Here is a 14,308-nt window from a genome sequence, read left to right as displayed (position 1 = left end):
CTCAGTGTGTCAGCGAATAGATCACTTCGTTGATGAGCATCTGGTAGGCCTGCGCGGTCCACTTGATGTAGCCCTGGTATTCCTGCGCGTTCGACCACTCCACGCCATCGCCCATGTCGGTGTTCCAGTTGATCAACACCATGGGCCGGCCGGCGTCATCGACGATGCCGCGCAGCCGCGCGACGAAGCCGCCCTTTTCCCAGGTCCGCCCGCTCAGGAACGATCCGAGGCCGGGGATCTGCGGATACTTCTCGATGCGGTAGAAGCAGCTGTAGATGGGATGGGGCGGCGCGATCTCGACGATCTCGCGATCGGGAAACACGCGCTTCAGCTGGCGCATGGTCAGGTCCCATTCGTAGGGGCCGTGAAAGTCGTCGAGGGTCAGCGTGCCGCCGCGCAGCAGGAACTCGCGGAGGATCGGCACCTCTTTCTCCGACAGCACGAGGTTGCTGGGCTCGACGATGTAGATCCACGGGTATTGCCAGAGCTTCTCGTCGTCCAGGGTCAGGACCAGCGGCTCGCCCACCTCGATGGCGGTCACCGACTTGATCCGGCGCGACAGGTTCTGCTCCGCCGCCGGCGCGTCGATGGCCCACGGGTCGTCCCAATAGCTCAACTGCGAGTTCCGCGCGGCGCCCTCGTTTTCGTAGGAGCCGTACTTGATGCGGACGAAGGTCCACTTCAATCCCTGGAACTTGTCGCCGCCAATGACCGGAATCTGCGCGCTCACCTCGGATGCGACCCACACCATTCCCACGAGCGCGGCAACAGCGAGGACCCATCGGGGCTGGCGCATCAACGACTTCCTTGTGCGAGCCTCAGGAGCAGATCCTGCGCCCGTGTGAACGTCGGCGCGATCTCGAGCGCGGCCAGCGCCTGCTTTTTGGCCTCATCGCGCTGACCGGCCTCGGCGAGCGCCTCGGCCAGGTCGGCGTGCGCGCTGGCGCGGTCGAGCGGCTTGGCCGCCAGCGCGACGCGGAACATCCGGATGGCCTCGTCCACGCGCTTCGCGTTCAGGTCGATCCGGCCCAGTATCGAATGCGATGCGGCATCGAACGGGTCGACGGCGACCACGCGCTTGAGGGCCACTTGCATCCGCGCCGGCTCGCGCGCGCCATCGACCAGCGTGGACATCAGCCGCGCCGAGACAATGTCGGTCTGCCCCTTGCCGGTCAGCGTCTCGAGGGCAGTGGCGGCGCGGGCCTTGTCGCCCTTCTTGAGGGCGACCGCCGCAATCAGCGCGTACGGGCTGTCTTCGCCGGTCACGTTCGGGATCAGTTGCGCGGCGCGTTCGAAGGCGGCAATGGCGCCGTCGGGATTCCCTTCCGTCAGCGCCTCGCCGAGAGCCATCTGCGCGGCATAGCTGCCCGGGTGGGCGGAGGCGACCGACTTCACCGCATCGAGCGGCATGTCCGCCGTCAGCCCTTCGGGAACGGCGAGCGCCGTGCGCATCCCCGCATACCGCTGTTCGAGAAAGCGATCGAACGTGGTCTGCAGCGCGTCAATCTCCACGCCGAGCGCCTTGCGAATCGCGGCCTCCGTGTCGGAGCCGTCGGCGTACGCCCGTACCAGCGCGCGCAGCTTCGCCTGGCCATAGACGTCGGCGATGTGCTCGACGACCAGCGAGGCCTGGTAATACGAGAGCGAGATGGTTTCCGGGTTGCTGAATCCGGAGTTGAGGTCGCGCAGCTTGATCAACTTGCCGCGATCCATCGCCCGCGCGAACGGGATGTCCATCTCGCGGCCCCACTCCGGGCGGGCGCGGCGCTCTTCGTACACGGACGCGCCTTCGCTCAGCCACCGTGGCAGGCGGTTGTCGGACAGCTGCAGGGTGATGACGTGGGCGATCTCGTGCCACAGCGTCTCGGCCCAGTTGAAGGTGCCGGGGTCGCGCGCCTTCGGCGAGTCGACGGTGACGACGCGGCCGAAGCAGGCGCCGAGAGCGCCGATCATGCCGGGCAGGCCGAGCGTCCGCACCGCGAAGTCGTCGTGCTTCGGGAACATCTCGATCAGGATGGGGCCCTTGGGCGTGAACTCCCACTGCTTGCTCAACGACGCCATCGCCTCCTTGGCGAGCTGCGGCACGTACTGCCGCAACACCGCCGCTTCGTCCGGATGGAGGCGAATGACCATGTCGCCTTCGCGCACGGTGTCGAAGGGTTCGAGCGTGTCGAGCAGCGCGAGCAGGTTGAACGTGACGACGTTCCAGGGATCGACCTTGAAGGCGGTTTCCAGCGCGCGGCGGGCGTTGCGTTCGTCGCCGGTCCGCATCAGGTGCGCGCCCAGGTCGGCGTAGGCGCGGACGTTGTCGCGGTCGAGGGCAATCGCCTTGCGCACGTGCTCGGCCGCCTCGTCGAAGCGGTAGTAGTGCGCGGTCATCGACCCGACCACGCGATGGATCTCGCCGTAGGTGGGATGGATCTTGAGCGCCGCCGCGAGCGCGGCCTGATAGTCCTGGTCGCGGCCATCGACATAGGCGAGAGCCGCCTGCATCGACAGGGCTTCGAGGTGTTTCGGGTTCACCGCCAGCACGCGATCGATCGACGCCAGCGCGTCCTTCTTCTTGTCCTGGTAGATCGCCATGTCGGCGAGGAACAGGTGCGCCCCGAAGTCGAGCGGATTCAGCTTGAGCGCCTGCTCGGCCAGCGCCGCCGCCTGTGCCGGATTCTGGTCGGCCAGCGCGCGGGCCATGCCGAGCAGCGCCGGACCGTACACGGGGTCGGCCTTCAACGCCTCCTGGAACGACCGGGCGGCGTCCTTGTTGTTGTATTTCTCGACGAACAGGTCGCCCCACTCCGTGTTGATCGCCGCGTCGTTGGGCGTCAGCCCGTCGGCGTCGCGGAAGAACGCGTTGGCATCGTCGAACCGTCCGAGGGCGCGGGCGGCACGGGCGGCGCGCACGTGGTCGCGCGCGGTGGGCGTGCGCTGGTCACCCATCATCACCAGCTGGAGGGATCGGCGCGCCTCGACCCGGCGGCCCATTAATTGCTGGAGCAAGCCGGCTTCGAGGGCGGCGTCGCCGGCTGGGTTGGCCGCCGCAAACGGCTGCAGCACCGACTCGGCGCGCAGGTAGTCGCCGCGCGCGGCGCCGGCCCTGGCGCGCAGCACGGCGAGGGTTTCGTCTTTCGGGAAGGCGTCGGCGAACTTCTCGATCTCGTCGAGACGGCCGCCGCGCCATGACTTCTCGGCGTTGGCCCGTGCCGCCGCGACGTTTGACGCCTGCTCGGCCGTGACGAACGGCGCGAGCCCAATGGTTAGCACGACCGAAGCCAGGAGCAGCCAAACGCGGCGAGACATGGTCTTGGGTCGAGTATAGCCTCCGCGCATGTGATTTGGACGCCCGAAGCGGCGTGCAGGCCGGAGGCGGATTCCGTCTAGCATGGAGGGGCGATGCGATTCACAGTTGGAGACATCTGGCCGCAACTGGCGGCTGCCGAGGAACTGGCATGACGACATCTGTGCCGCGACCCGCTCGCACAGCAATTGCTGCCGACACCTCGGAGGCCGTTGATCAGTTCATGACGCGCCTGGAGCATCCGCACAAGGCGGCCATCGAGTTGCTGCGTCAGATCATCTGCGGCGCCGATCCCTCGATCGCCGAGGGCGTGAAGTGGAATGCGCCGAGCTTTCGCACCACGGAGTATTTCGCCACCACGCACCTCCGCGAGAAAGACGGCATCGGCATCATCCTGCACGTGGGCGCGAAGGTTCGCGAGCGGCCGTCGTTCCAGATCGACGATCCGCAGGGCCTCATCAAGTGGCTGGCCAGGGACCGGGCGCTGGTCAACTTCGCCGGGGTCGAAGACGTGAGGGCGCACGAGGCCGCGATTCAAGCGGTGGTGCGCCAGTGGATTACGTCGGTCTAGCTAGAACAGCGGGCGCCAGGTGAAGAACATCACCGCGACAAATCCCTGCAGGCACGCGAAGCAGGCGATCCACGCCGTGCGGTGCCGGGCCGGGATGGCGCCGCCCATCCACAGGAACGCCGGAAACAGCACCGACGTGACGCGGCCCATCGACAGCAAACCGCCCGCCGCCATCGGCGGCAGCACGTTCACCAGCAGCAGCACCGCGTACGGGAGGCCGAACCGGCGATACACCGGCCAGACGGACCCGAGCGCGAACAACACGGCGAGCAGATAGAAGAAGTCAATCGTCTGGGTGGAGGCGTAGTTGTAGAGGCCGTTGTTGGCGATGAAGTCCACGCGATCCGACACCAGCGAGTCGAGGCCGCGATACACCCGGCCCCACGCCGCATTCTGCATGGTCCAGCGGAAGGGATGGCCGGTGAGCTGGTAGATGTAGGCGGAGAACGCCAGCATCCCGAAGCCGGGCGCGGACGCCGACAGCAGCCGCTTGCCGACGCGGGGCCAGCCGGTTGTTTCATCTGAAGGGCCTGGTCCGGCTGAAGCCGGACGCCACATCCCCCACACCGGGGCGACGGCCATCAGGCCGAGCACGATCGACAGGAACGACCCGTTGGGCCGCGTCAGCCCGCACAGGAATCCCCACCCGGCCGCGCGCCACAGCTGATCGTGGCGGAAGTGGTACACGGCGCCGACCAGCGTCAGCAGGAACAGCCCCTCGGTATAGGCCGCGCTGAAGAACACCGCGAACGGATAGGCCGCCAGCAGCATGACGGCCGTAACCGCCTGGTCCTCGTCGCGCAGTTCGTCCCGCGCCAGCCGGAGGAAGTAGCCGAGCGCCAGGAAGAACGCGACCAGCGACACGCCCACGCCGGTCCACAACGGCTGATGGCCGAGCACCGTGGACAAGTACCGCACGGTCATGGGGAACGCCGGGAAGAACGCGATGTTCTGCTGGACGTCGGCCGGCGCGTTGGGGAGGTAGCGATACCCCTCCATCGCAATGCCGAGGTACCAGCCGGCGTCCCACCGTGCCGGCAGGTCGAGAAAATCGTTGGAGTAGATGCGCCAGCGCGAGGCCGCCTCCGGCGGAAATCCGATCAGGATCACCGCGAGGAAGCCGACAGCGAGCACGCCGCCGCGCGTCGCCAGGTGGATCGGCAGCACGGTTCTGGTGTCGGGATTGCGCCACCAGCGGACCACCGCCTGCACCACGCGCTGCGGCAGCGGCTGATGCCGGACGATGGCGTGGCGAATGACCAGCGCCACCACGCTCCACAGCGCGGGACGCCACCAATCCGTGACCGAGAGCCGGGTGCCGAAGATCACGAGACGGAAGCCGCCGGCCACGACGACCGACAGCGCGATGATGGCCATCACGACGGCGAGGACGTCGAGCGCCGTCGCCCACTTCGGCAGTTTCACGCGCCTATTCTGTCATGGCTTCGGCGGGGCCACTCTGCCTAGCGCGCGGTCTTCGATGCGGATGCGTGCGCGCATCAGCAGGCCGAATGCAATCGCCGCCAGGACCCCGGTGATCGGCGCGGCCACGATGCAGGCGACGCTCACCAACTCGCCGACCACGGCGAGGTAATTGGGATGCGACAGGTAGCGGTACGGACCGGAGGTGACCAGCGGCGCGTCCGGCAGGACCAGCACGCGGTAGCTCCACCGCGGACCGAGCGATGCGATGGCCCAGACCTTGAGCGCCTTGGCGAGGCCGAACAGCACCAGCCCCCCCAACAGGATGGAACTGGGCGACGGCCCGACCAGCGCGCCTTCCACGCCCATCGCCACAAACGACGCGGGGTAGGTCCATCGCATGATCGCGATGACATCACCCGGCGGCTCCACCGCGCCCTTCGCGCGCAACTGGCGCTCGTTGAACACCGACAGCACCAGCTCGCCGCCCATCATCAGGAACGCGGCCACGACGGTGAGCACGGCAATCGCGGTCGCTGGGGTTGGCGTCACGATGGACAGTCTCCCGCGTAACGGATGATCCCGGCAAACAGCGACGGCACCGCCCGCGCCGCGACGGCGGCCGCCGAAACACCCCGTGGCGAGGCCACCAGCGTCCGCAAGGTCCGGTTGAATCGCCACTTCGAGGCGAAGGCCGCGCGGCGGCGGCGCGTCAGTTCCAGGTGCGCGATGGCGGGCGACAGCCGGCCGGCGAGCACATCCAGCGCCGCGGCCGCGGCGAGTTCGGCGCCCGCCAGGGCGAGGCGCATGCCATCCCCGGTCATGGGGTCGATGAATCCCGCGGCGTCACCGGCCAGCAGCAGGCCCGGCTCGCCGGCCGTGTCGGTGTCGATGGCCATGGGGCCCAGCATCACCGGATCGCCCACCAGGCGTGCGGCGGCAAACCGGTCGCGCAGTGACGGATCGCCGTCGAGCCGCGTGCGAATCACCTCCGCCGGGGGCCCGATGGGCTGGTCACCGGTGGCATGCGGCATCACCACGCAGACGTTGGTCAGGCCGCCCGGCACCGGCGCCACGCCGATGTAGTGTCCCCGGCGCACGTGCATCTCGCCGACGGTGCCGCATCCAGTGACGTCGGTAAAGTAACCGCCGATCGCCCATCGCCGGGGACGCGCCGGCTGGCGCGCCAGGCCGCGCGAAAAGGCCAGCGTCGACCGGCGTCCGTCGGCGGCAATGACGAGGCGGCCCGCATGCGCCGCTTCCCCGCCGCCGCCGCACATCGCGATCACGCCGCTCACCCGGCCGCCGGAGACCAGCGCGCCTTTCACGGCCCCGCCCTCTTCCACGTGCGCGCCCGCCTCCCCGGCCTGCCGCAGGAGCCACTCGTCGAACACCTGGCGCGTCACGGCGCGGCCGGCAATGCCGGCGCCGTACACGGCCCGCACCGCGATACCGCCGGGGCCCGTGATCAGCATGCCGTGGATGTCATTGCTGTTCGCCGCCAGCCAGGTGACGTCCAGGTGCCGCGCCAACACCGCCAACGCCCCGGGATTCAAGGTGTCGCCGCACAGCTTGTGCCTCGGAAAGCGCGCGCGCTCGAACACACGGACCCTCGCGCCGGCGCGCGCCAGGATGAGGGCCGCCAACGCCCCCGCCGGACCGCCGCCGACGATGACGACGTCATCCATGCGCGCGGCCGATGACCAGTGCGCTGTTCTTCGATCCGAATCCGAGGCAGTTGCACAACGCCGCCTCCGGCTGCGCGGCGCGGCCCTCGTTCGGGATGAAGTCCAGGTCGCATTGCGGATCGGGAGTGGTGAGGTTGATGGTGGGCGGCAGGAAGCCGCGCGACAGCGCCAGTGCGGTGGCGACCACGCCGGCGGCGCCGCTGGCGCCCTGCGGGTGGCCGATCATCGACTTGGTGGACGACCCGGGAATGCGGTCGGCCAGCGCGCCGAAGGCCAGCCGCGTGCAGCGCGCCTCGATGGCGTCGTTCAGCACCGTGGAGGTGCCGTGGTAGTTGATGTAGCCGATCTCCTCGGCGGCGCGCCCGGATCGCTCGATCGCCTGGCGCATGCAGTGGACAATCTGTTCGCCGTCCGGATCCATCTGGACGCGGTGGTAGGCGTCGCACGTCGATGCGTAGCCGTCGATCGTGGCGTAGACGGTGGCGCCGCGGGCGCGGGCGCGGTCCTCCAGCTCCAGCGTCAGCATCCACGCGCCCTCGCCCAGCACGAAGCCGTCGCGTCCGCGATCGAACGGCCGCGACGCCTCGGCGCCGCGATCGTTGTAGTGCGTCGAGACGGCGCGCATGCGGGAGAAGCCGAAGATCATGCCCGGCAGCACGCAGCCGTCGGTGCCGCCCGACAGCAGCACGTCGCAGTCGCCCTGGCGCAGCAGCATGCAGGCGTAACCAAGGGCGTCGGTGGAACTGGTGCAGCCGGTGGACAGCACGTGGCTGATGCCGCGCACGCCCAGCGCAATCGAGATCTCGCTCGAGACCATGCCGCAAATGCCGACGGCAATCGCGTAGGGCGTGACGTTCTTGCCGCCGGTGGTGAAGAAATCCTGGTATTGACGCTCGCCCACGTCGATGCCGCCGCCGCCGCTGCCGATGATCACGCCGGCGTTGGCCTGGCCAAACGCGAGACCGGCGTCGTTCCAGGCCTCACGAGCCGCCACCACGCCGAACAGCGCGGCGCGGGAGTAGCGCTTGGGATCGGCGCGCGAGTCCCGCGGCCCGCGCTCGCCGGCCAGCGGCTCGGCCGCGGTCATGTCCACCGGCGGAACCGGGGCCGCCACCTGGCAGGGATACGAGGAGACGTCGAACTCGGTGATGGCCCGCGTGCCGCTTTGGCCCCGGCGGATCGCATCCCAAAACACCTCGCGCCCGACGCCAAACGCCGAAACGGCTCCGATGCCGGTAATGGCAACTCGTGGTGAGTTCACTGAACCTTTCTGAACCTATCCGAATCGTTCTGAACCGTTCTGAATGGTTCCGACCATAATACTGTTCGTGCGCACAATGTTCGCGTGGATCGGCGCGCTCTTGTTCGCCGCGTCGCTCCTCTCGTTCGTCGTGGTCTACGGCAACCTCCTTCGCCTCCCGGCGCCGGCGACCGGCGCGCCGATCTGGCCCGCGGTGCTCTTCGACGTCACGCTCTTCACCATCTTCGCGTTGCACCACAGCGTGATGGCGCGGACCGGCGCCAAGGCCTGGATCAGCCGGATCGTGTCGCCGGAGCTCGAGCGCAGCGTCTACGTCTGGATCGCCAGCCTGCTCTTCATCGCCGTGTGCTGGCTGTGGCGGCCGCTGCCGGGAATCGCATGGGCGCTCGAGGGGCCGCTGCAGTGGCTGGGCTTTGGCGTCCAATTGGCCGGGCTCGCGCTGACCGAACGCGCCTCAGGGATCATCGGGGTGTGGGAGCTGGCCGGCGTGCGGCAGGCGCGTCGCGACCAGCCGGTGGAGTTCAAGGTGACCGGCCCATTCGGCCTGGTCCGGCATCCGATCTATTTCGGCTGGCTGCTGATTGTGTTCGGCACGCCGGAGATGACCTGCAGCCGGCTGCTGTTCGCGGTGGTCAGTTCCGCCTACCTGGTCGTGGCGATTCCGCTGGAGGAAGCCTCACTCGTGCAGGCGTTTGGTGAGAAGTACCGCGCCTACCAACGCCAGGTGCGGTCGCGACTGGTGCCCGGGGTCTGGTAGCCAGGAGCCCGGCCTGCGCAATCTGCGTTCAATCTGTGGCCTAGCCGCGCCAGCCTTTGGTCGGCCGCGTGAAGCGGGCCGGCAACGCCGCCTTGGTCGTGGCGTCCATGGGCTTGCCCGGCGCCTGGGTCGCTTCAGCCTCGTCGGCCTCTTCGTCCTTCGGCAGGCCGTCGAGCTGATCGATGAACATCATCGAATGCATCGACGGGATCTCGAACTTCTTCCCACAGGTCTTGCACGTCACCTCATCGTCCAGGCGCAGCAGGTGATCGCGCAACTTGTCGAACTTCGCCCGGTCGTCGGCGTTCTGCGGCGCGCCCTTCTTGGTGCGCTTCACCCAGCGGATGCTGTACTCGTTGATCCGCTTGCAGCGCGGGCACGGGTACTTCGCCGGGCGCGTTTCGGGCCGCTCGCTGAAGAATGCTCGCTCGTCGAATGCCACACGGTTATTGTAGCCCCGATCTTGTGATCTCGTGAGGTGGTGATCTGGTGAGCGAGCGGTTGATCTGGTGAGCGGGCGATCGGTTGATCTATGTGGTGATCCTGGCCGCGGTCCGGCGGCCTCCAAATCACCAGATCACCAGATCTGCCGATCAGATCACCAGATCACCACCTCACGAGATCACAAGATAATGCCTGTCTGTGACCATCGCTTTCTACATATCGGGACACGGATTCGGCCACGCTTCGCGCTCGATCGAGGTGATCAACGCGCTGGCCGATCGGCGGCCGGACCTCCGCGTCATCATTCGCTCGGACGTGGCGCCGTGGCTGGTGCAGCGCACGGTCAGGCCGGGTGTCACGCTCGAGCCGGCTCAGTGCGATACCGGCGTGGTCCAGGTTGACAGCCTCCGGCCGGACGCGCGCGCGACCATCGAGCGCGGGCGGCAGTTCATGGCCGCTTTTTCGGATCGCGTGGCCGCCGAGGCCGCGTGGCTGGGCCGCGCCGGCGCCACGCTGGTCGTCGCCGACATCCCGCCGCTCGGCATCGCCGCGGCCAGCGCCGCCGGCATTCCGGGCGTGGCGTTCGGCAACTTCACCTGGGACTGGATCTATGCCGGCTACGAGGGCGGCGCCGATCTCGCGGACGCGATCGGGCGGGTCTACGCCGACACCACCCTCGCCCTGCGGCTGCCGATGTCGGGCGGCTTCGCCACCATGCCGGCCGTCGTCAATATCCCCTTCGTCGCGCGGCGTTCCGAACGCGATCCCGCGGCAGCCCGCGAGGCGCTCGGCCTGCCGCACGGTGAACGCTTGGTGCTGGTGTCGTTCGGCGGCTACGGCCTTGACGGCTTGAACGTGGAGGCGCTCAGGCAACTGGCCGGATACCGCATCCTGCTGCCGGGCGATGTCGACGAGCCGGCGCTGTACGCGCGCGGCCTCCGCTACGAAGACCTGGTGCGCGCCGCGGACGTGGTCGTCACCAAGCCCGGTTACGGCATCATCTCGGAGTGCCTGGCGAACGAGACCGCCCTGCTCTACACGTCACGCGGACAGTTCGCCGAGTACGACGTGCTGGTGACGGCCATGCCCCGCTTCCTGCGGGCGGCGTTCATCGATCAGGCTGCTCTGTTTGGGGGTGCCTGGGGGCCGCATCTCGATGCGCTGCTCGCACAGCCGGCTCCACAGGAGAAACCGGCGACTAATGGGGCAGAGATTGCGGCACGACTGATAACTGAATTGACAGGAGATTAGGAGATCAGAAGAAACCAATTCGTTTCTTCTGATCTTCTGAACTCCTTACATCGATTTCAGTTGATCTTCGCGCAGGACGATGAAGAGCCCGTCGGATTCGGCGACGACAGTGCCCGACGCATCGATCAGCTTGGCGCTGACGTAGATCTTGCGCCCGTCCGTCCGGTCGACCCGGGCCTCGACGGTCGTCTCCGACTCCAGCCGCAGCATTTCCAGGAACGACACCGAGATCTTCGCGGCCACCGTGGGGTGGCCGTTCATCCAGCAGGCGCCGCCCATGCTCTCGTCAAGCACCGCCGCCATCGCGCCGCCGTGGACGTAGCCCGGCGGGCCCTGCGTCTCGCGGCCGAACCAGGCCTTCGCGTAGAGCACGCCGGGCTCGGGACCGCGAAAGTAGGCAATGCGCACGCTTTCGCCGGACGGGTTGGCGACGAGAAATGAATGGGGATCGAGTTGCGGGAACGGCTGGACCGAGGTCCAGCCGGGCTCGGGTGTAACGGGTGGTGGCAACTAGTTCTTGACGACCGTGATGAGCGACCACATCTTCGGGACGTTCACCTTCTCGATCGACACCGGGCGCAGGTCGGCCTGGGCCAGGAATGCATGCATGTCGAGGTCGGCGGTGAAGCCGATGTGCACGGTCATCGGCGAGATCGCCCTTTCGATGCGGCCCATGATCGGGTTCGCGCTCTTGAAGTGGTTGAGGATGATGACGCGGCCGCCGGGACGGCACACGCGGTACATCTCGCGCGCGACCGCGACCGGGTCCGGCACCACGCTGATCACGTAGGGTGCGTAGACGACGTCGAAGGAGTTGTCGGCGAACGTCAGCTTGGTGGCGTCCATTTCGGCGACTTCGCAGTGATGCAGACCCTTGTTGTCGATGCGCTCCTGCGCCCGTTCGAGCATGCGGCTCGACAGGTCGATACCGGTGACGCGGCAGGTGCGCGGATACAGGGACAGGTTGATGCCGGTGCCGACGCCCACTTCGAGCACGTTGGTACCGGGGTGGATCGCCATCTTCTCGATGGCTTCGAGTCGGCCGGGATGGAGGGTGGGACCGTAGGTGTAGTCGTACACCTTGGCAATGTTCTGGTAGACCTTTTCTACGAAGTCGGTCTCGACCGTGGTAACCGACAGCGCCCTGGTGGCCGCGTCGCCCGAACGCCGAGTCTCCGTATCAAATAGGGCCATATTTACACTTTCTCCAACCAGCTCCAACCGGTCCGGACTATACCACGTCGAGCACGTCGAGGGCGGCGTCGAGCCGGCCCGACGGCGTCGAGATCTGGATGCCCGCGGCCATCCCCTTGATGGCTTCGACGAGTTCCCTCGCCACTTTTACGCCTTCCGCGGCCGCGGCCTCGGCGCTGGTCGTCCGTCGCATCCGCTCCACCAGTGCATCCGGAACGGTTACGCCGGGCACTTCGTTGGCCATGAATTCAGCATTGAGCGCGCTTTCAAACGGCCAGATGCCGACGATGATAGGCACGCCCAGCGGCGCCACGCGAGCCAGGAACCGTTCGAAGGCCGCCACATCGAACACCGGTCTGGTCACCGCGAACTCGGCGCCGGCTTCCACCTTGAATTCGAGCCGCCGTACTTCCCGGTCGAGATCGCGTGACGGGTTCACCATCACGCCGGTATGGAACGCCGTCGGCTCGCCGATCGACTGGCCGCCGATGTCCAGTCCATGGTTGAGACGAGTAATGACGTTGGTCAGTCCGATCGAGTCCACGTCGAACACCGCCGTGGCATCGGGGATGTCACCAAGGCTTCGCACATCGCCGGTGATGCCGAGCAGGTTCCGCACGCCCATGGCGTGCGCGCCAAGCAGATCCGACTGGATGCCCAGCAGGTTGCGATCGCGACACGAGTACTGCAGCAACACTTCCACCGCCGCGTGCTGCTGCACGAGCACGGCCAGCGACAGCGCGCTCATGCGCGCTCCGGAGCGGGGGCCGTCGGGAATGGTGACGACGTCGACGCCGCGCCGGGCCAGGCGCGTGGCGTCGGCCAGCGCCGCGTCGGCGGAATGGCCGCGGGGCGGCACCAGTTCGATGGCGCGGATGAAACCGCCGTTGGCGAGCTTGCGGCCCATCACCGACTTCGCCTCGCGCGGGAGGGCCGGGCGGGCGTTGGGCTGGCTGGCCACCGGCGTCCGCACCTCGGCGGTGCCCGCGTGCCGCGCCAGGCCCGGGGCCAGCGACTTCGCCGCCAGCGCGATCTGGCGGATGTGCTCCGGCGTGGTGCCGCAGCAGCCGCCCACCAGCCGCACGCCGGAGGCGATGAACCGCCGCGCGTACGACGCCATGTATTCCGGCGAGCACAGGTAGAGGTTGCGGCCCTCGATGTCGCGCGGCCTGCCGGCGTTGGGCTGCGCCGACAGCCACACGTCGGTCACCTCGCTGATGCGCTCGATGGTCTCGAGCATCGGCGCCGGGCCGACGCTGCAGTTGACGCCGACGATGCTGGCGCCGCGCGCGATCAGGTCGGGCGCGAACTGCTCGGGCGGCGCGCCGTCGAGGCTGGCGCCGTCTTCCTCGGTGGTCATCTGCGCCACGATCGGCAGGTCGCACACGCTGCGCACGGCCGCGATCGCCGCGCCGATCTCGTTGAGGTCGCGGAAGGTCTCGAGAATGAAGAGGTCCACCTTGCCGTCGAACAGCGCCTGCGCCTGCTCACGGAACATGGCCTCGGCCTCATCGAGGCCGGTCTTGCCCCACGGCTCGATGCGCACGCCGAGCGGGCCGATGGCGCCGGCCACGTAGGCGGGTTGCCCCGACTTCTCCACCGCGCGCCGCGCGAGCGTGGCGCCGGCGAGGTTGAGATCGCGGACCTGGTCGCCGAGCCCGAAACCGCGCAGCTTCATGCGGTTGGCGCCGAAGGTGTTGGTCTCGATGATGTCGGCGCCCGCCTTCAGGTAATCGCAGTGGACGTCCACCACCATGTCGGGCTGGGTCTGGTTCAGCGACTCGAAGCAGCGATTGATGAACACGCCCTTCGCGTACAGCATCGTGCCCATGGCGCCATCGCACACGAGCACACGCTCATCCAACGCTTCAAGAAAGGGCTTCACTGTTGGTAACACTTCTACAGACGGCAATTGCCGAGGCGGGGTTCGCCGGCGGCCCCCGCCTGGTCTGCAGGCTGCCGGTGCAGCCTAGCGCGCCGGCATCGGCGCCTTTTGATCCGCCGCGGCGGGCACAAGCAGCTCGGTCTTGTCCCAGATGAAGTCGTCTTTGCTGTAGACGGCCAGCTCGTAGTCCTTGCCCATAAAGATGGCCGACACCGGGCAGGCCTCTTCGCAGTAGCCGCAGAAGATGCAGCGCGTCTTGTGAATCTGGTAGGTGGACGCGTAGCGCGGGCCCGCCATGACCGTGCCGTCGTTCTCCGCGGCTTCAAGGTAAATGGCATCGGCCGGGCACGCCACCGCGCACAACCCGCACGCCACGCACTTTTCCAGCCCGGCTTCGTCGCGCATCAGGACCTGTTTGCCGCGATACCGCGGAAACATGGGGACCTTCTGGTCGGGATAGTTCACCGTGATGGGACGGCGGAACAGGTGCTTGAAAGTGAGCGCAAAGCCTTTCGCGAGCGGACCGATCATAGGGGAAAT

At 67.7% G+C, this 14,308-nt stretch carries 14 protein-coding genes; 3 read left to right on the top strand and 11 right to left on the bottom strand.

Features of this window, described 5'->3' with window-relative positions; genetic code table 11:
• Position 1: 1 nt before the first annotated feature.
• Together WC815_00135 and WC815_00130 are read right to left on the bottom strand one after the other, a co-directional pair.
• Entirely contained in the window at positions 2-796 is a 795-nt protein-coding gene (locus WC815_00135; protein MFA5907162.1) for a DUF4159 domain-containing protein, read from the bottom strand.
• Positions 796-3,297, bottom strand: a complete 2,502-nt coding sequence (locus WC815_00130; GenBank protein ID MFA5907161.1) for a tetratricopeptide repeat protein — start codon at positions 3,295-3,297, stop codon at positions 796-798. Before WC815_00130 ends, WC815_00135 begins: the two co-directional genes overlap by 1 nt.
• Positions 3,298-3,518: 221 nt before the next feature.
• Here WC815_00130 and WC815_00125 point away from each other — a divergent pair, with 221 nt between their 5' ends.
• The gene (locus WC815_00125) at positions 3,519-3,866 is read left to right on the top strand and encodes a DUF1801 domain-containing protein (GenBank protein ID MFA5907160.1); all 348 of its coding nucleotides are present in this window, start codon (positions 3,519-3,521) and stop codon (positions 3,864-3,866) included.
• On the opposite strand, the gene WC815_00120 is transcribed toward WC815_00125, so the two are convergent.
• From WC815_00120 to WC815_00105, 4 genes are read right to left on the bottom strand one after another with little or no spacing between them, the layout of a single operon-like run.
• Positions 3,867-5,291: a mannosyltransferase family protein gene (locus WC815_00120; protein MFA5907159.1), complete on the bottom strand. Its 1,425-nt coding sequence runs from the start codon at positions 5,289-5,291 to the stop codon at positions 3,867-3,869.
• A gap of 12 nt (positions 5,292-5,303) precedes the next feature.
• Entirely contained in the window at positions 5,304-5,840 is a 537-nt protein-coding gene (locus WC815_00115; GenBank protein ID MFA5907158.1) for an isoprenylcysteine carboxylmethyltransferase family protein, read from the bottom strand.
• A complete protein-coding gene (locus WC815_00110; protein MFA5907157.1) occupies positions 5,837-6,976 on the bottom strand; it encodes an FAD-dependent monooxygenase in 1,140 nt (379 codons plus the stop codon). Before WC815_00110 ends, WC815_00115 begins: the two co-directional genes overlap by 4 nt.
• A complete protein-coding gene (locus WC815_00105; protein MFA5907156.1) occupies positions 6,969-8,237 on the bottom strand; it encodes a beta-ketoacyl-[acyl-carrier-protein] synthase family protein in 1,269 nt (422 codons plus the stop codon). Before WC815_00105 ends, WC815_00110 begins: the two co-directional genes overlap by 8 nt.
• 67 nt (positions 8,238-8,304) lie before the next feature.
• Here WC815_00105 and WC815_00100 point away from each other — a divergent pair, with 67 nt between their 5' ends.
• Positions 8,305-8,994, top strand: coding sequence for an isoprenylcysteine carboxylmethyltransferase family protein (locus WC815_00100; GenBank protein MFA5907155.1), 690 nt, complete (start codon positions 8,305-8,307; stop codon positions 8,992-8,994).
• Positions 8,995-9,034: 40 nt separating this feature from the next.
• Here WC815_00100 and WC815_00095 read toward each other — a convergent pair whose 3' ends face one another.
• Positions 9,035-9,436 carry a hypothetical protein gene (locus tag WC815_00095; GenBank protein MFA5907154.1) on the bottom strand — a complete coding sequence of 134 codons (402 nt, stop codon included), beginning with the start codon at positions 9,434-9,436 and terminating at the stop codon, positions 9,035-9,037.
• Between the two features lie 200 nt (positions 9,437-9,636).
• On the opposite strand from WC815_00095, the gene WC815_00090 reads away from it, so the two are divergent.
• Positions 9,637-10,689 (top strand): hypothetical protein, encoded by a 1,053-nt coding sequence (locus tag WC815_00090; GenBank protein ID MFA5907153.1) that lies wholly within the window; start codon positions 9,637-9,639, stop codon positions 10,687-10,689.
• 45 nt (positions 10,690-10,734) lie between these two features.
• Here WC815_00090 and WC815_00085 read toward each other — a convergent pair whose 3' ends face one another.
• From WC815_00085 to nuoI, 4 genes are all read right to left on the bottom strand, one after another.
• On the bottom strand, positions 10,735-11,199 hold the full coding sequence (locus WC815_00085) for a PaaI family thioesterase (GenBank protein MFA5907152.1): 465 nt from the start codon (positions 11,197-11,199) through the stop codon (positions 10,735-10,737).
• Positions 11,200-11,883, bottom strand: coding sequence for a methyltransferase domain-containing protein (locus WC815_00080; protein MFA5907151.1), 684 nt, complete (start codon positions 11,881-11,883; stop codon positions 11,200-11,202).
• 37 nt (positions 11,884-11,920) lie between these two features.
• The gene (locus WC815_00075; GenBank protein ID MFA5907150.1) at positions 11,921-13,768 is read right to left on the bottom strand and encodes a bifunctional homocysteine S-methyltransferase/methylenetetrahydrofolate reductase; all 1,848 of its coding nucleotides are present in this window, start codon (positions 13,766-13,768) and stop codon (positions 11,921-11,923) included.
• An 84-nt stretch (positions 13,769-13,852) separates the two neighbouring features.
• Positions 13,853-14,299, bottom strand: coding sequence for an NADH-quinone oxidoreductase subunit NuoI (gene nuoI / locus WC815_00070; protein MFA5907149.1), 447 nt, complete (start codon positions 14,297-14,299; stop codon positions 13,853-13,855).
• Between the last annotated feature and the right edge of the window lie 9 nt (positions 14,300-14,308).

This window comes from Vicinamibacterales bacterium (assembly GCA_041659285.1).
Lineage (GTDB): Bacteria > Acidobacteriota > Vicinamibacteria > Vicinamibacterales > UBA2999 > 12-FULL-67-14b.
This window is presented reverse-complemented; position numbering and strand designations above follow the sequence as displayed.